The following is a 15,605-nucleotide window of genomic DNA, read 5'->3' as shown; positions in this document are numbered from 1 at the left end:
ACCAAGTATTATGGGTTGTCAGCCAAGGGATCCCGGCAGGAAACACAAGCAGGGTAGACAGATAGGTATGGGGTGTTACGGCGGCCAAACCACTCGTAGCGGTGATCCCGGATCTGTTCGTAGCCTCGATCCCCCAGAACCTTCAAGCCAGGAAAGTTGCGGTACAGAGCCAGCCACACCTCCCCGCTCGGCAAAAGGGCGGCAATTTGTTCAATGGCAGCGGATCCCTGCCAGCGGCGCTCTGGGTGCTCCAGATCGATGAGAATCATCCCCAGCTCCACCTGCTCCGGTGGGATCCCCCATTGGGCCGGGGTAGAGGTATCTTGCATGGGGGCATAGCAAAACTGCTGTCCGCGATCCAGTTGCTCCAAGAGCTGAACGCCGGTGGCACAGAGGTTGCAGAGGCCGTCGTAGATAACCATGTAGGGCATGGTGGGATCCCTTAGGCAGGCCGACCCAAAATTTGGGCTTGGTACTCTGCCTCTGTTTGCCGCGGCAGAAATAGCCGGCCCATGAGGCGATTGTATTCGTGCTGGAAATCGGCTAGGCTTGGGGGATGGACTATTTTCTCACCAGCCAACACAACAAAGCCAGCCGGCTAGCCCATAGGCTGGATCTAGCTAGCTCCCTCTTTTTTATCATCCGGCTTTAGCCAAGGGGTTGTAAGAAAATCCTGCAACCAGCTGTAACAGGGCTGGGCTGCCGGGGTCAGCACCTGGGAAGCGCCTTTCGCTCGGCGCAACCAACAATCCCGAACGGCTACCAATTTGGTTTGGAGGATAACGATGCGCATTGCCCAAATTGCCCCGTTGCACGAAAGTGTACCCCCCAAGCTCTACGGCGGCACCGAGCGGGTGGTCTCGTGGTTAACTGAAGAGCTAGTGCGGCGCGGGCACGAGGTGACTCTATTTGCTAGCGGCGACTCTCAGACCCAGGCTCGCTTGATCCCTTTCCGGGAGCGGGCTTTGCGCTTGGATCCCACGGCCATTGATACGGTAGCTCCCCACATCTTGATGGTGGAGAAGGCCTTTCAGATGGCCAACGAGTTTGACATTATCCATGGCCACATCGACTACTATCCCTACGCCCTGGCCCGCCGCCACCCTCAAGTCTCTTTTTTGGCCACTCTACACGGGCGACTGGACATTCCGGAGCTGCAGCCTCTCTACAGCGAGTTTCAGGACATTCCGGTGGTCTCCATCTCCAATGCCCAGCGGCGGCCGCTGCCCCAGGCGCGCTGGGTGGGGACGGTCTACCATGGCTTACCCCTGGATCTCCACCGTTTCTACCCAGAAAAGGGGGATTACCTGGCCTTTCTGGGCCGGGTCTCGCCGGAAAAAGGGTTGGACACGGCCATTGAAATTGCCGCGCGGGCAGGGATGCCGCTGAAGGCTGCTATCAAGATCGACGCGGTGGATCGCCAGTACTACGAGCTAGAAATTAAGCCTCTGGCTAGCCGCCATCCCAATGTGGAGATCATTGGGGAAATCACTGACCAAGAGAAAAACGAGTTCTTGGGCAAGGCCTACGCGGTGCTGTTTCCCATCCGCTGGCCGGAGCCCTTTGGGCTGGTGATGATTGAAGCCATGGCCTGTGGCACGCCGGTGATTGCTACTCGCTTTGGCTCGGTGCCCGAGGTGATGGCCGACAGCCGCTCCGGCTTTATTGTTGACTCCGTGGAAGAGGCAGTGGAGGCCTTGGAAAAGGTGGGATCCCTGGACCGAGCTGGGGTGCGGCAGGTGTTTGAGGAGCGGTTTAGCGTCGAGAGGATGGTGTCGGAATACGAGGCCCTCTACAACCAGTTGGTGAACGAGCGGCAGGAGCGCTCGAAGAAAGCCACCCCTGGCCTGTCAACTCTGCCTAGTTAAAGCTTGAGCTAGCTGCGAGGCTGCTGTTTTGCTGCTTTGGTTGGGTGCGAAGACCGAGATGGCCGAAGACATCATCCAGATTCAGGATCAGTACTACATCCGCGCCAGCGCTTCGCTGGTGGAGGCGCGTCCCCACGTCCTCAAGCAGGACAACTGCTTTGCTGTTTTTGACCGCCTGGGAAACATGCGCCCCCTTGGTGTTCAGGATCACGGCCTGTTTCGCGATGACACCCGCTTTTTATCTCGGCTGGTCTTGGACTTGCAGGGGAAGCAGTTTCTGCTGCTCAGCTCAGAGGTGCGGGAAGACAAGGACATTCTGGCGGTGGATCTCACCAACCCCGAGTTCACCACCTCGGAGGGGCAGTTCATTGAACAAGAGACGTTACACGTCTTGCGCACCACTTTCTTGTGGAACAACGTGGCCTATGAGCGCATTCGCATTCACAACTACGGTTTGGAGACGCTCCGCGTGCCGCTTACCCTGCGCTTTGAGGCCGACTTTGCCGACATGTTTGAGATTCGCGGCATCCGGCGGGCGCAGCGGGGGCAACTGTTGCCGGCCCAGGTGACGCCGGAAGGGGTAACTTTGCGCTACCGCGGCCTAGACGGACTGGAGCGGCAGACGCGGCTCCTATTTTCCCCTCCGCCGGACGTGGTCTCGGAAAAGCTAGCGCAGTGGTGGGTGCCGCTGGCACCTCAGGAGGAGCGGGATCTAGAAGTAAGGGTAGTCTGCAGCTATGGCGGCGAGGAGATCCCGCCCCTGACCTACCAGGAGGCGCTGCAGGCAGAACGGGAGCAGCGGGCGGCGCTAAGAGCTTTGGCCCACCGCATCGACACTGGCAACGCTCAGTTTAACGAGTGGCTCAACGCCTCGCGGGACGACCTGGTGATGATGCTGGCCCGCACTCCCTATGGGCTCTATCCCCACGCTGGCGTACCTTGGTTTGCCACAGTCTTTGGCCGCGACGCGCTGATCACTGCCCTAGCCACCCTTTGGTGGTTTCCCGATTTGGCGCGGGGAGTGCTGCTGTACCTGGCAGCCCACCAGGCCCAGGAGGTAGATCCCAGCCGCGACGCCGAGCCGGGCAAGATCTTGCACGAGCAGCGCTACAGCGAGATGGCCAAGACGCGCGAGATCCCCTTTGGCAATTATTTCGGCAGCATCGACTCAACGCCGCTGTTTGTGGTGCTAGCAGGGCGCTATGTGCGCCGCAGCGGCGACCTCGAGCTGTTGCGGCAGTTGTGGCCCAACATCGAAGCAGCCCTAAGCTGGATGGACACCTACGGGGATCTGGACGGCGACGGCTTCTTGGAGTATGCCAGCAAGGCGCGACGGGGCTTGCGCAATCAGGGCTGGAAAGATTCGGAAGACGCCATCTTCTATGCCGACGGATCCCTAGCGGAGCCACCCATAGCCCTGTGCGAGGTGCAGGGCTACGCCTACGAGGCCAAGCTGTTGGCAGCGGAGATGGCAGAGCTATTGGGGCGGCAAGAGCAGGCGGCGCAACTGCGGCAGCAAGCAGAAAAGCTGCAGCAGCAGTTTTGGGAGCAGTTTTGGTGTGAAGAGCTGGGCGGCTACGTCCTGGCTTTGGACGGGCGCAAGCAACCCTGTCGCGTGCGCAGCTCCAACATGGGCCACTGCCTGTTTTCCGGGATCGCTCACCCGCAGCATGCCGAGCGCATTGCCCGGCAACTCTTGGAGCCGGCTTTTTTTAGCGGCTGGGGGATCCGCACCCTGGCGGAAGGGGAAGGGCGCTACAATCCCATGTCCTACCACAACGGCTCCATCTGGCCCCACGACAATGCCCTGATTGCGGCAGGGCTCTCCCGCTATGGCTATAAGGCGGAGGCGGCCCAGGTGTTGACAGCCTTGTTCGATGCCAGCCAGTTTCTGGAGCTGCGGCGGCTGCCAGAGCTGTTCTGTGGCTTTCGGCGTCGCCAGCGGGAAGGCCCCACCCTTTATCCGGTGGCCTGTCTGCCCCAGTCTTGGGCGGCGGCCAGCGTGTTCCTGCTGCTGCAGGCCTGCCTGGGCCTGGAGATCGACGGCTTGGCCCAGCGGGTGCACCTGACTCAGCCCACCCTGCCCCTGTGGCTGCCCCATGTTACCCTCGAAAACATTCAGGTGGGGCGCGGATCCCTGGACATTGGCCTGTATCTCCAGGCAGGAGGGGTGGGGATCAACGTCCTGAGAAGCACAGGGGATGTGGAGTTGACGGTGAGGTAGGAATGCCCTCAGCGTTCCACCAGCAAGGCCACAGCAAAGGCAGCCATAGCCTCCCCCTGACCTACAGGACCCAGTTTTTCGTTGGTGGTGGCCTTGATCCCTACCTGCTTGGGCGATATTTGCATGGCCTCGGCTAGACGAGCCTGCATGGCAGGGATGTGAGGCTCGAGCTTGGGCTGCTCCGCTACCACGACGCTATCGACGTTGGCGATGCGCCAGCCCTCTTGGCCCACCCATTGCACCACCTGCTGCAAGAGAAGCATGCTGTCTGCGCCTTTCCAGCGCTCCTCTTCCGGGGGAAAGTAGTAGCCGATATCCCGCAGGGCGGCAGCTCCCAGGAGGGCGTCCATGATGGCGTGGGTGAGCACGTCGGCGTCACTGTGGCCCAGCAGCCCCTTTTCGTAGGGGATCTGGATCCCGCCTAAGATCAAGGGGCGCCCCTCGACGAGGCGGTGGATGTCGTAGCCCTGGCCAATGCGCACTTTTCCGGCTCCCTTGGGAAAACCATCGAGACCCTTGTCGACCATCGCCCCCTCCGAGGAGCTAGGGGGATGGGAGTCGAGTAACCGACAAGCAGCTTTTGAGAACGCCTCTTTCTATTCTGCCAGCTCCAGAGGGGAATAGCAGATGGGACAAGACGAACCACTGTAGCAGTCGAAGCAGATGAGGTGAGACTTCCCGTAGGGATTGGCGCAGCGCTTGGCCCACTGATAATCGCTGTAGCTAAGATCTTTTCCGCAAACGTCACATCTGGCCATCTCGCTTTCTTCTCCTCAAGCTTCCGAATTAAAATACACCACACTAGAGAGGTGATCCTAATCGATCCCTGAGCCCCAGCTTGAGAGAAACTATCCCCCAGCCCTGTCCAGAAGGGGATCCTGCCGCCCGCAGGAAAGCCCCCCTTCCAGCGGCGTCCAGCCCGGCTGCCAGAGATCCCGGTTCTTCAGGGTGGCCGCGTTGACCCAGAGGCGCACCTGGGGATCGCAGACGGCCTTGAGCTCGGCAAACACTACCCCCCCTTCCCCCTCTTGGCGAGCGGTAACCTGAAAATGTCGCCAGCCCAGCACAGGCTGAACCGAAGTCCACTTGGAGCCGAGGAGGTGGGGAAAGCGCTGCTTTCGGCGGGGTCTGCTACGGGCCATGGGTTGAGGACTGGCTGCTACCCTACCGCTGCCTGGGGGCGAGCGAGGAGCGGTAGGATGGCTAGAAGTGCTCTGGCATTCCAATTTACCCCCTAGCCTATCCAACGATGGTGCAACATGGGCAACCGCTGTGGCTCTTTTGGCAGCAGGTGCTTCTGAAAGCGAGACTTCTATTGCTCCTCCTGGCGTGTCTGGTTTTGGGCACGGGACTGCCCTGGGTCGCGTCCAGCGCTTGGGCAGCAACTGAGCCAGGACTATCTGGCAAACTAACGGGGCCGGAGTGGCGCCAGGCCGATCCCGAAGCCAAGCAGGCGTTTTGTCGCAAAGCCTTTCAGGCGTTCCGAACCTCTCCTGCCCAGAGCTACATCATCAGCTCCAACGTGCAGGCCTTAACCCCAGAGGGCCTGTGCCGGCGCATAGACCAGTTTTACCAGTACGCCATCCACGACGAGATCCCGCTCAACCAGGCGGCCAATATCGCTCCCCTGCTTTTTTCGGATCAGCCGCTGGAGTAGGGGCCGCCGCCTGAGGGAGGGCTTGTCTCCTGCCCCTGAGCGAGATCTTGGCCCTAGGTTGATAATAGAACTGTTCTCTTGCCCCTCTCAGCCATGCCCGGCTCTGTTATTTCCCCCGAAAACTTGCTAGATCTCTGCGAACAGGGTGTGCAAAAAGCCTTGGCTGCCGGCGCTGACCAAGCCGAGGTGTTTGCCAACTCAGGCCGCGAGACGGAAGTCACTTTTGAGAAAAATGACCTCAACCTAGTTCGCACTAGCTGTGAAACCCTGTTTGGCATTCGGGTTTTCTGTGGCGGCAGGCTGGGCTTTGCCACCTCCAACCGCCCAGAGGATCTGGCCGAAACAGCAGCTGAGGCGGTGGCCATGGCCAAGGCTTCGCCGGCGGATCCCCTCAACGGCCTGCCGGATCCCCAGCCTCTACCCCAGGTGCCCTTTGCCCTTGACCCAGGCCTGCTGGAGCTGGATGCTGCCGAGCTGACGCAACTGGGATCCCAACTGGTGGAGTGGGTGCGCTCCAAAGACCCGCGCATCACCATCGACAGCGGCTCCTTCAGTGTGGAAGAGGATACCGTGGCCATTGCTTCTTCCACCGGCATCCGCGCCAACTACCACAGCGTTGAGGCGGGCGGATCCCTATTTGGCATGGCCATCGATGGGGATGAGGTAGGCAGCTTTGCCTACGACGGCGACAGCGTCCAGAAGCGGGCGGATCTAGTGCCGGCCCTAGAGCGAGCTTTTGATCGCTTTGTGCAAAAGTGCGTGGGGGCCCTGGGGGCTAGCAAGGGAGAGAGTTTTCGTGGCCCCATCGTCCTGCCGCCGGATGTGGTGGAGGAGTTTCTGGGAGACCTCCTCTTTGTGCTGGGGGCGGATGCAGTGCGCAAAGGCAAAAGCCCCCTGGCGCAGAAGATGGGATCCCTTATCGCCAGCCCTCTGTTGACGCTGGTTTCGGAAGGCCTGGGCTTGCCTGGCTACCTCATCGAGCCCTTTGACCGCGAGGGGATCCCCCGCCAAGTCACCCCCCTAATCCACGAAGGGATCCTCTGCAACTTCATGTACAACAGCTACGAGGGCCGGGCTGCCGGCGTTCCCTCCAATGGCCATGCCACAGGCGGAGCGGGCAGCTTGCCAGGAGTGGGGCCGGCCTGTCTGAGCTTGGCTCCAGGGACAACGCCCCTGGCGGAGTTGTACGCGATGGAGCGGGGCATCATCGTCACCCGGCTTTCTGGCAGCAGCAACCCCATCACAGGAGATTTCTCTGGGGTAGTAAAGGGGGGCTTCTTGGTCAAAGGTGGCGAGAAGCGCCCCATCTTGGAGACCACCATTGCCGGCAACCTCTACGACTGTTTGCGCAATATCTCTGCCATCTCCCAGGAAGTAACTGTCTTCAACGGCACGGCTGCCTTTCCTGCCCTGCGCATCGAAGATGTCTCGATAACAGCAGGCTAGACAGCCAAGTGCCCTGGGATATCCAGCCAGCAACCATAGGCTAGAGCTGGCCAGGAGGCAACAGCGGTAAACTGTCCTACCCCGGGATCCCTGGCAGCAGCGATACGGTGGTCTTATCAAAAGCCGCGGAGTTGACCCGATGGGCCAGTAGATCACCTGCCTGAGTTTTAGCGACGAAGACTTTGCCGAGTTCAAAGCTCGGCTGCAGCAAGAAACGGATTTGCTCGACCGCTGGCTCGCCGGTGTGCCGGGGCTGGATCCCATTTGCCGGCCTTCTGCCCAGGGATCCCCGGTGGGCGGGTTTGAGCTGGAAGCCTGGCTGGTCACCCCCAGGGAGATCCAGCCCCGATTAACTCAGCCTACCTGGAGGCCGTGAACAATCCGCTGGTGGTGCCGGAACTGGCCCGCTTCAACATCGAGATCAACAGTCGGCCCCAGGTTTTGGTCAGCTCGGCTCTGCGGCAGTTGCAGCAAGAGCTGCAAAATGGGGCCACCTGGCAGTGGCGCTACGTCCCCAGCATGGTAAAGATATGCAACAATTGACCTGTGCCTACTGGGAACGGCAGCGGCAAGGTCAGCCGGTACACACTTGGGATCTCGACTAGGAAAGCGCCCTCCCCGTATGGCAGGGGATCCCCCTGGGCAAGACGGATCCCTTGCCCAGCTTGGGAGGGGGGGATGCCTTCTCAAAGGGCAGGGCGACGACCCAAGCCACCAGCACGGCAGCCAGTTGTTCATTTCTGCTCCTGAGCAGCCAAGGGTTTGCGTTGAAGTGCTTGCCCAACCCTTATGCTTACCGTTCTCGACCACCTGCCGGATCAACTCCTAGATTTAGAAGCTCATCAACTCTACGACCGCTTGGGCGGGCCAACCCTCATCCATCTGGCGGGGCGGCGGGATCCCCCCTTGTTTGTGTCCGTCCTGCTGCACGGCAACGAAACCACTGGTTGGCAGGCAGTGCGACAGCTTCTGCGCTGCTACCGCGAGCGAGAACTGCCCCGTTCCCTGTCCCTCTTCATCGGCAATGTACGGGCTGCTCGCTATGGGCAGCGGCGCCTGGACGGCCAGCCAGACTACAACCGCATTTGGGGCCCCGGCTCCACCCCCGAGCATGCCATGGCCGAGGCGGTTTTGCGGCAGATGCGGCAACGCGGCGTCTTTGCCAGCGTTGACATCCACAACAACACGGGCACCAACCCCCATTACGCCTGTGTCAATTACCTAGATCCTTCCACCTTGCACCTGGCCACCTTGTTTGGTCGCACTGTCCTCTACTTCAGGCGCCCGGAAGGCGTGCAGAGCATGGCCTTTGGGCGCTTCTGCCCGGCAGTGACCCTGGAGTGCGGCAAGCCGGATCAGCCCTACGGCACCCAGCATGCCTACGCATTTCTGCAAGCCTGTCTTCATCTTTCGGCCATCCCGCAGCGCCCCGTCCTTAGACAAGACATCGACCTCTTTCACAGCATCGCCATTGTCAGGATCCCGGAAGAGGTGAGCTTTAGCTTTGGGGAAGAAGAGGGCAAGCCGCAGGGATCCCAGCCACACCTGCGCTTTCCCCCCAACTTGGATCTGCTTAACTTTCGGGAGGTACCTCCCCACACCTGCATTGGATGGACCACCAACGGTTTCTACCTGGAGGTGCAAGATGAGCAAGGCCAAAATGTGGCGGAGCGCTTTTTCTATGCCCAGGATGGGGAAATTCGCACCCGTGTGCCTCTTGTGCCAGCCATGCTCACCCTCAATAGCCATATCATCCGCCAAGATTGCCTCTGCTACCTGATGGAGCGCTGCCGCACCGCTGTCGCGAACGAGGACTAGAGGGTTGAGGAGCTCCTCCAATTTCCAACGCTTGTGGACTGCCGCCCACCAGACTTGCTGCTCAACCAAGCGGACTTGATCACCGCTCTACACCCCTGATGCCCCTTGCCTGCTCGCTCCCCTGGCCTGCATTTTGAATGGGCACGCTTTTCGCTCAAAAGGAGCCGCGTCTTGAGTGGCAAGGGGTTAGACTGGGAAGCACTGGCCGTCGGCCTCAGGCGGGTTGCCGGTCAACGCCACCTGCCCATAAGAACTTTTGGGAGGGGGTGAATGGCGATGGCTCGCAGCAAACTGTCAAAGCAAGAACAACAGCAGATCGTCAATGCCTACCGCGACTCGGTAGCTACTGTTGCTGAACTGGCGGAGCAATTCCGCGTCAGCCTCGCCACCATCACCCGCGTTCTCAAGGAAAATATCCCTCCTGACGAGTACCAGCAGCTAATCCAGCTCAGACGCTTAGCAGCCCGCCGCAAAGACAGGGACAAGGAAGAGATGCCCCAGCCACAACAGGTTTTGTCTCCAGAGGACGCCTCTAGTCAGGCGGGCGAAGGAGCAGAACTGCCCCCTGAAGCGCTGCCAGCCCACCTGGTGGCTGAGCTGCAGGAAGATCTGGCTGCAGAAGAAGACGACGATGAAGCGGAAGAGGAGGAAGACACCAGTGACGATCTTCCGGAGGACGCCGAAGCAGAGCCAGATCCCCTCGCTGGGCCTGTCCATCAAATTCAGGTGCTTCCCCTGGAGGAGCTGGAGCTGCCCGAGACCTGCTACGTAGTGGTGGACCGCTACCAAGAATTGGCCACCCGCCCCCTCAAGGAATTTTTGGGGCCGGGATCCTTGGAAGGGATCGAGAATGCCAATACGCTGCCCGTTTTTGACAACCACAAGGTGGCCCGGCGCTTTTGCGAAATGAGCCGCCGAGGCAGCAACACCCACCCGCCCTACCGGGTCATCCACTTTCCCGGCTACATTCTGGGAATTGTGCGCTCGCAGTTGCAAAAGAAAGGCATCACTCATCTGCTGGTAGATGGACAAATCTACAGCTTGTAAAGGGTTAGGCCTATGTCTGAGTTTCAACTGGTTTCCCCCTACCAGCCCACCGGGGATCAGCCTCAGGCAATTGCTGGCTTGGTGCAGTCTATTTTAGAGGGCCATCGCTTTCAAACTCTGCTAGGGGCAACCGGAACTGGCAAAACCTTTACCATTGCCCATACTATCCAGCAGATTGGCAGGCCAACCCTGGTGATGGCCCCCAACAAAACCTTGGCTGCACAACTGTGCAACGAGCTGCGCGAGCTTTTTCCCTACAATGCTGTCGAGTATTTCATCAGCTACTACGACTACTACCAACCGGAAGCCTATTTGCCCAGCACCGACACCTACATCGCCAAGTCTTCTTCCATTAACGAAGAAATTGACATGCTGCGGCACTCGGCTACCCGCTCCCTCTTTGAACGGCGGGATGTCATTGTTGTGGCTTCCGTAAGCTGCCTCTACGGCTTGGGCATGCCGGAGGAATACCTAAAGGCTTCTATCCCCTTTAAAGTGGGCCAACGAATTGACCAACGGCAGGTCTTGCGGGATCTGGTCGGCATCCAGTACGAGCGCAATGATCTGGAACTGGCGCGGGGGCGGTTTCGCGTCAAAGGGGATGTGCTGGAAATTGTGCCTGCCTATGAGGATAGAGTAATTCGCATTGAGTTTTTTGGCGATGAGATCGAGGCCATTCGCCTCCTTGACCCGGTGACAGGCGCGATCCTCACCAGCGTCAGCGCCCTCAGGGTTTATCCAGCTCGCCACTTTGTAACACCCGAAGAGCGACTAGAACAGGCCATCCGCAGCATTGAGGAAGAGCTGGAAGAGCAGCTAGATCTCTTTCGCCGCCAGGGCAAGCTTTTAGAAGCTCAGCGGCTGGAGCAGCGCACCCGCTCCGATTTGGAAATGCTGAGGGAGGTGGGCTACTGCAACGGCATTGAAAACTACTCCCGGCATTTGACGGGGCGCAAGGAAGGGGAGCCGCCTGCTTGCTTGGTGGACTACTTCCAGGCCAACGATTGGCTCTTGGTGGTGGACGAATCCCACGTTACCGTGCCGCAAATCCGGGGCATGTACAATGGGGATCGCGCCCGCAAACAGGTGCTGGTGGATCACGGCTTTCGCCTGCCCAGCGCCCTTGACAATCGCCCCCTTAAAGCCGAGGAATTTTGGGCCAAAGTCCACCAATGCATCTTTGTTTCCGCCACGCCCGGCAACTGGGAATTAGAACAAAGCGAAGCTCAGTTTGAAACCGTGGTGGAAAATGGCAAACCCCTGAAGTTCTACATACCGGGCACAGGCCGGGTTGTAGAACAAGTTATTCGGCCTACCGGTGTCGTAGATCCAGAAGTGCATGTCCGCCCCACAGCCGGTCAAGTGGAGGATCTGCTCTCAGAAATCTACCTGCGCCTAGAGCGCTCGCAGCAGGGCTTCCCGGAACGGGTCATTGTGACCACCCTTACCAAACGCATGGCTGAAGATCTCACGGAGTACTTGCAGGAATGCGGGATCCGGGTTCGCTATTTGCACTCTGAGATTACCCCCATCGAGCGCATTGAGATCCTCCAAGATTTTCGGGAAGGAGCTTTTGATGTCCTGGTGGGGGTCAATTTGTTGCGGGAGGGGTTGGATCTGCCAGAAGTCTCCTTGGTGGCCATTTTGGATGCAGATAAAGAGGGATTTTTGCGGGCGGAGCGATCCCTAATCCAGATGATTGGGCGGGCAGCGCGCCATGTCCGCGGCATGGTGGTGATGTATGCTGACACGCTGACTGGCAGCATGGCAAGAGCGATTGCCGAAACCCAGCGCCGCCGCCAAATTCAGTTGGAATACAATCGCCAGCACAACATCACCCCTAAGCCCATCGTTAAGAAAAACAGCAACGCCATTTTGTCTTTTTTAGCCATCTCCCGCAAACTCAAGGGCAAGGATCTGGAAAAAGCCTTGCCTGCGCTGGATGAGATCCCTCTCTCCAAAATTCCAGAGCTCATTAGCGAGCTAGATGCGAAGATGAAAGCGGCAGCTAAAAACTTGGAATTTGAAGAGGCTGCCCAGCTGCGCGACCAAATTAAAAAGCTGCGCCAACGGCTTTTGGGCCACCCTCGGAGTGCCTAAACTCCCAGCCTGCCTCCCCAGCCGCAGGACCTGCTTGTGCCACCATGGGCATACCGCCAAGCCTCCTCAGGATTCCTGAAACCATGGATGTTCGCCTCCGCCGAGCCATTCAAGATTCCCTCTTGCTGAAGGGGGCTGTACTCGCGCTGGGGCTGACGATGGGGATCGGTCTCTGGCTTTCCCCTGCCCTCTCTGCCCCCTTTGAGAACCGCCTGGCGCAGGCACTTGAGCTGCGGGATCCTGCCCCCGAGGGAGCCCCTTCCCCAACCCCGCTGGGGATCCCGTTGACTGGCCAAGAGGGCACAGCAGTGCTAGTGGGGGGAGTCCCGGTGTTTCGCCTGCAAACGGCAGAATACCCCAGCGACGTGCGGGCTGATAATGTGCGGGCAATCATCGAGCGCTTTTTGGAAGAGGGCCAGTTGCCGGAGCCAGAGGTGCGGGTGGCTCAGGATGCCAATGGGCAGTACGTTCTCCGGCTGGGAGAAAGAGGCCGCTTTGAGGCCACCCAACGGTACTTGTTTACCGTCACCTATGCCGATGCGGCTGCCGAGCGCAGGGTGCCGCTGGCTCAGGTAAGCCTCAACGATGTGCGTCTGGTGGCCAACAGTTGGGCACGGCGGCTGGAACAAGCCATCGCCGAGTACCGGCAGGATCGGCTGGATCTGCAGCGGACGCGAGATCCGCGCGTGCTAGTACTCACTACCTTGGCTGGGCTGGCCAGCGTGGCTGTGGGGTTCTTTCTCTGGCGGCTGTTCGACCGTAGCCTCGTCCGCCTGCAGAGGTGGCTAGAGCTCCGGGCTGACCCAAGTTGGGGAAGCTGGATCGACATGGGAGGATCCCTGCTGCGCAGCCTAGGAGCAATGCTTATTGCCGGCATCTCGCTGGACCGCAGCATTAGCTTCATACCCGCCCTGCGGCCCTTTCAGCGGGCTTTTTACGCGCGCTTGGGGCAGGTGGTGGACACAGCACTGGGCGTTCTCACGCAGCCGCTGCCCAATTCCAATGTTTCCATCGCTAGCCTATTGGTCTTCTTTGTCCTGGCCACTTTGGTCTTTACGGTTGCCCACTATATCAGCGTTGGCTTAAAGCAGCGGTTTTTGGGTCGCCTTGGGCTGGACTTGGGCACCCAGGAGTCGACGGCGGCCATCTTCAAATACGTCCTCACCCTATTTGGGATCCTGCTAGTGCTGCCCTTTAGCGGCCTCAACCTCAGCTCCTTGGCTGTGATTGCAGGGGCGGTGGGCTTAGGAATTGGCTTTGGCCTGCAAAACCTTTCCAACAACTACATTAGCTACCTCGCCATCCTCCTAGAGCGTCCCATCCAGATTGGGGATCTAGTCGAAGTGGACAACTTGCTTGGCACAGTAGAGCACATTGGCCCGCGGGCTACTGTCCTACGCACCTTGGATCGCATCTTTGTCATTGTGCCCAACTCTCGCTTCACCGAGTCAAAGGTGGTGAACTGGAGCTACCGGGATCCCCGCTGCCGCATCCACATTCCCGTGGGCGTAGCCTATGGCTCCGACACAAAGGTGGTTACCGAAGCCCTACTTGCCGTTGCTAGGGGAAATCCGCGGGTTCTGACCAACCCGCCCCCGCAGGTGTGGCTTAGATCTTTTGGGCCTTCTTCCCTTAACTTTGAACTGTTGGTGTGGATCAACCGTCCTCAGGACCAATTTGTCTTGATTAGCGAGCTCAACTTCGCCATCGAGGCCGAGTTTCGGCGGCGCGGGATCCGCATCCCCTTCCCCCAGCAAGACATCCACATCCGCAGCTTGGAAGGACTGGTTTCCCTCAGCCGCAACGGCGGATCCCGTTCTCTGCCTGACGCTGCTTCTATCCAGTCGGCCCTCAGCGAAGCAGCCCAGTTCTCGGAAGACAAGGATTAGGGTTAGGGAGAGACACCATGCTGCAAAGCCTGGAGCGTGTGTTGGCCAGTTTCAGCGGCCACCCCCTTTGGGCCGAGCTCAACCAAATGCAGACCCTGCGGCAGATCTGGCCGGAAGTGGTGGGAGAAGCGGTAGCCGCGCAAACCTACCCGGTCAACCTGCGCCGCCAGGTGCTGCAGGTGGCCACTTCTACCCCTGCTTGGGCTCAGAACCTCACCTTCCAGCGCCAACGGATTCTCAAGAAACTTAACAGCCGCCTCCACCCTCCCCTCGCGGATATCCGCTTTAGCCCTGCCGCTTGGCATGCGAGGTCGGGCTTGGCTAACTCTTTTGCCTCCGATGCGGAACTGGTGGACAGGTTCTACCCCCCTCCCCCTGTATCCTCAACTCCCAAGCGGCCTACCACCCCTCGCCGCTCCAGCTTATCTCCCTCTTCTGAAGAGGCCAAAGCTGCCTTCGAGCGCTGGGCTCGGCTAGTGAAACGGCAACAAACCCAGCAAAACCTGTTTCCCTGCCCTGCCTGCGGCTGCCCCACCCCTGCTGCCGAGCTGGAGCGTTGGTTGGTCTGTGGGTTTTGCCATCGCCAGTCCTTGCGTGGATCCAGCCGCCGCTACCCCAGAGAGTTGCCGCCTGCAGGAATAGCGTCTACTCCAGCAGGTTGACCCAGCGCAAGTAGGCTTCGACCAACGGGGATCCTGCCAAGGCAGCCACAGCCCCGCCTAGAGCCAGGTAGGGTCCAAAGGGAACAGGTTTGCCCAGGCGAGCTCGTCCTCTGGCCATGGCCAATAAGCTAACCAGCAAGCCCAACGCGGAACCCAAAAGGAAGGTCACGACCACCCCCTGCCAGCCCAGCCACATGCCAATGAGGGCCAGCAACTTGCCATCTCCTCCGCCCATGGCCTCCCGCCGCAAAACTTGGCGGGCCACCCAACCAATGCCTTCCACCAGCCAAATGCCCAGCACCGCGCCTGCAATCCCAGCCACCAAAGACGAGCCTGTAGCGGCCAGGGATCTGGATCCCTCTAGCCAAGGCAGCACCAAGCGGGCCAGCAGTCCTGCCAGTAGGCCGGAGCGGGTGAGCGCTTCTGGCAGCAAAAATGTATCCAGGTCAACCAGGGCTAGCACCAGCAGCCAGCCCAACAACAAGCAGGTGAGGATCCCGCGGGGAGAAAATCCCAGAACCCCAACGCTGAGGCCAAACAGACCCATGGTCAAGGCCTCGACGGCAGGGTAGCGCCAGGCGATGGGATTCCCGCAGTGACGGCAGCGACCACCTAGCCAGAACCAGCCTAGGATGGGGAGGTTCTCCGTCGGCCCTAGGGGCGTCTTGCAGTGGGGACAGTGGGAGCCAGGATAGAGTAGAGAGAGACCCCGAGGCAGGCGGTAGACCACCACGTTGATAAAGCTGCCCACGCAGGCCCCTAGGATCAGCACCAGCACCCAACCCAACAGGCGCAGTTCCCAGGCGCTGGCCGGGAAGTCTGCCCTCACCGCCGTTCCCAGGCAACAAAGACTAACTCTGCCATCGTATAGCGTACACCCTCCAGATGGGCAGG

General features: G+C 59.8%; 15 protein-coding genes. 11 read left to right on the top strand and 4 right to left on the bottom strand.

The features are described 5' to 3' along the window. Window positions 1-8: 8 nt before the first annotated feature. Window positions 9-431 carry a thiol-disulfide oxidoreductase DCC family protein gene (locus NW806_RS05795; protein WP_414410360.1) on the bottom strand — a complete coding sequence of 141 codons (423 nt, stop codon included), beginning with the start codon at window positions 429-431 and terminating at the stop codon, window positions 9-11. Window positions 432-785: 354 nt separating this feature from the next. Here NW806_RS05795 and NW806_RS05790 point away from each other — a divergent pair, with 354 nt between their 5' ends. Further along, complete coding sequence (locus tag NW806_RS05790; RefSeq protein WP_414410359.1) at window positions 786-1,868, top strand: glycosyltransferase family 4 protein; 1,083 nt, start codon at window positions 786-788, stop codon at window positions 1,866-1,868. Between the two features lie 58 nt (window positions 1,869-1,926). Further along, a complete protein-coding gene (locus NW806_RS05785; RefSeq protein ID WP_414410358.1) occupies window positions 1,927-4,092 on the top strand; it encodes a glycogen debranching N-terminal domain-containing protein in 2,166 nt (721 codons plus the stop codon). Between the two features lie 8 nt (window positions 4,093-4,100). Here the strand turns inward: NW806_RS05785 and ispF are convergent, their stop codons facing one another. Then, a complete protein-coding gene (gene ispF / locus NW806_RS05780) occupies window positions 4,101-4,574 on the bottom strand; it encodes a 2-C-methyl-D-erythritol 2,4-cyclodiphosphate synthase (protein WP_414410364.1) in 474 nt (157 codons plus the stop codon). Between the two features lie 366 nt (window positions 4,575-4,940). Next, window positions 4,941-5,234 carry a TIGR02450 family Trp-rich protein gene (locus NW806_RS05775; RefSeq protein WP_414410357.1) on the bottom strand — a complete coding sequence of 98 codons (294 nt, stop codon included), beginning with the start codon at window positions 5,232-5,234 and terminating at the stop codon, window positions 4,941-4,943. Between the two features lie 107 nt (window positions 5,235-5,341). Here NW806_RS05775 and NW806_RS05770 point away from each other — a divergent pair, with 107 nt between their 5' ends. The 9 genes from NW806_RS05770 to NW806_RS05730 all read left to right on the top strand — a co-directional run bounded on the left by NW806_RS05770 (window position 5,342) and on the right by NW806_RS05730 (window position 14,711). Next, window positions 5,342-5,749 (top strand): hypothetical protein, encoded by a 408-nt coding sequence (locus NW806_RS05770; RefSeq protein ID WP_414394318.1) that lies wholly within the window; start codon window positions 5,342-5,344, stop codon window positions 5,747-5,749. A 93-nt stretch (window positions 5,750-5,842) separates the two neighbouring features. Beyond that, window positions 5,843-7,195, top strand: a complete 1,353-nt coding sequence (locus NW806_RS05765) for a TldD/PmbA family protein (protein WP_414410356.1) — start codon at window positions 5,843-5,845, stop codon at window positions 7,193-7,195. Between the two features lie 220 nt (window positions 7,196-7,415). Next, complete coding sequence (locus NW806_RS05760; protein WP_414410355.1) at window positions 7,416-7,571, top strand: hypothetical protein; 156 nt, start codon at window positions 7,416-7,418, stop codon at window positions 7,569-7,571. Further along, window positions 7,568-7,738 carry a hypothetical protein gene (locus NW806_RS05755; protein WP_414410354.1) on the top strand — a complete coding sequence of 57 codons (171 nt, stop codon included), beginning with the start codon at window positions 7,568-7,570 and terminating at the stop codon, window positions 7,736-7,738. The genes NW806_RS05760 and NW806_RS05755 overlap by 4 nt, the downstream gene beginning before the upstream one ends. Before the next feature lie 246 nt (window positions 7,739-7,984). Beyond that, window positions 7,985-9,013 (top strand): M14 family metallopeptidase, encoded by a 1,029-nt coding sequence (locus NW806_RS05750; protein WP_414410353.1) that lies wholly within the window; start codon window positions 7,985-7,987, stop codon window positions 9,011-9,013. Between the two features lie 276 nt (window positions 9,014-9,289). Next, entirely contained in the window at window positions 9,290-10,060 is a 771-nt protein-coding gene (locus NW806_RS05745) for a hypothetical protein (RefSeq protein WP_414410352.1), read from the top strand. Window positions 10,061-10,072: 12 nt separating this feature from the next. Continuing rightward, window positions 10,073-12,160 carry an excinuclease ABC subunit UvrB gene (uvrB, locus tag NW806_RS05740; RefSeq protein ID WP_414410351.1) on the top strand — a complete coding sequence of 696 codons (2,088 nt, stop codon included), beginning with the start codon at window positions 10,073-10,075 and terminating at the stop codon, window positions 12,158-12,160. 83 nt (window positions 12,161-12,243) lie between these two features. Further along, window positions 12,244-14,049 (top strand): mechanosensitive ion channel family protein, encoded by a 1,806-nt coding sequence (locus tag NW806_RS05735; protein WP_414410350.1) that lies wholly within the window; start codon window positions 12,244-12,246, stop codon window positions 14,047-14,049. A 17-nt stretch (window positions 14,050-14,066) separates the two neighbouring features. After that, window positions 14,067-14,711 carry a DUF721 domain-containing protein gene (locus NW806_RS05730; protein ID WP_414410349.1) on the top strand — a complete coding sequence of 215 codons (645 nt, stop codon included), beginning with the start codon at window positions 14,067-14,069 and terminating at the stop codon, window positions 14,709-14,711. Here NW806_RS05730 and NW806_RS05725 read toward each other — a convergent pair. After that, window positions 14,695-15,540, bottom strand: a complete 846-nt coding sequence (locus NW806_RS05725; protein ID WP_414410348.1) for a prepilin peptidase — start codon at window positions 15,538-15,540, stop codon at window positions 14,695-14,697. The two genes, NW806_RS05730 and NW806_RS05725, sit on opposite strands and share 17 nt — an antisense overlap. Between the last annotated feature and the right edge of the window lie 65 nt (window positions 15,541-15,605).

This window comes from Synechococcus sp. W65.1, assembly GCF_047461615.1.
Taxonomy (GTDB): Bacteria; Cyanobacteriota; Cyanobacteriia; order Thermostichales; family Thermostichaceae; genus Thermostichus.
The sequence above is the reverse complement of the archived record's forward strand: the minus strand, read 5'-3'. Positions and strand labels throughout refer to the sequence as shown.

Bases quoted from the DNA above. Each gene is read 5' to 3' on its own strand.
- uvrB (WP_414410351.1), top strand. From the start codon at position 10,073: ATGTCTGAGTTTCAACTGGTTTCCCCCTACCAGCCCACCGGGGATCAG.
- NW806_RS05765 (WP_414410356.1), top strand. From the start codon at position 5,843: ATGCCCGGCTCTGTTATTTCCCCCGAAAACTTGCTAGATCTCTGCGAA.
- NW806_RS05775 (WP_414410357.1), bottom strand. From the start codon at position 5,234: ATGGCCCGTAGCAGACCCCGCCGAAAGCAGCGCTTTCCCCACCTCCTC.
- NW806_RS05750 (WP_414410353.1), top strand. From the start codon at position 7,985: ATGCTTACCGTTCTCGACCACCTGCCGGATCAACTCCTAGATTTAGAA.
- NW806_RS05770 (WP_414394318.1), top strand. From the start codon at position 5,342: ATGGTGCAACATGGGCAACCGCTGTGGCTCTTTTGGCAGCAGGTGCTT.
- NW806_RS05795 (WP_414410360.1), bottom strand. From the start codon at position 431: ATGCCCTACATGGTTATCTACGACGGCCTCTGCAACCTCTGTGCCACC.
- NW806_RS05745 (WP_414410352.1), top strand. From the start codon at position 9,290: ATGGCTCGCAGCAAACTGTCAAAGCAAGAACAACAGCAGATCGTCAAT.
- NW806_RS05730 (WP_414410349.1), top strand. From the start codon at position 14,067: ATGCTGCAAAGCCTGGAGCGTGTGTTGGCCAGTTTCAGCGGCCACCCC.
- NW806_RS05790 (WP_414410359.1), top strand. From the start codon at position 786: ATGCGCATTGCCCAAATTGCCCCGTTGCACGAAAGTGTACCCCCCAAG.
- NW806_RS05735 (WP_414410350.1), top strand. From the start codon at position 12,244: ATGGATGTTCGCCTCCGCCGAGCCATTCAAGATTCCCTCTTGCTGAAG.
- NW806_RS05785 (WP_414410358.1), top strand. From the start codon at position 1,927: ATGGCCGAAGACATCATCCAGATTCAGGATCAGTACTACATCCGCGCC.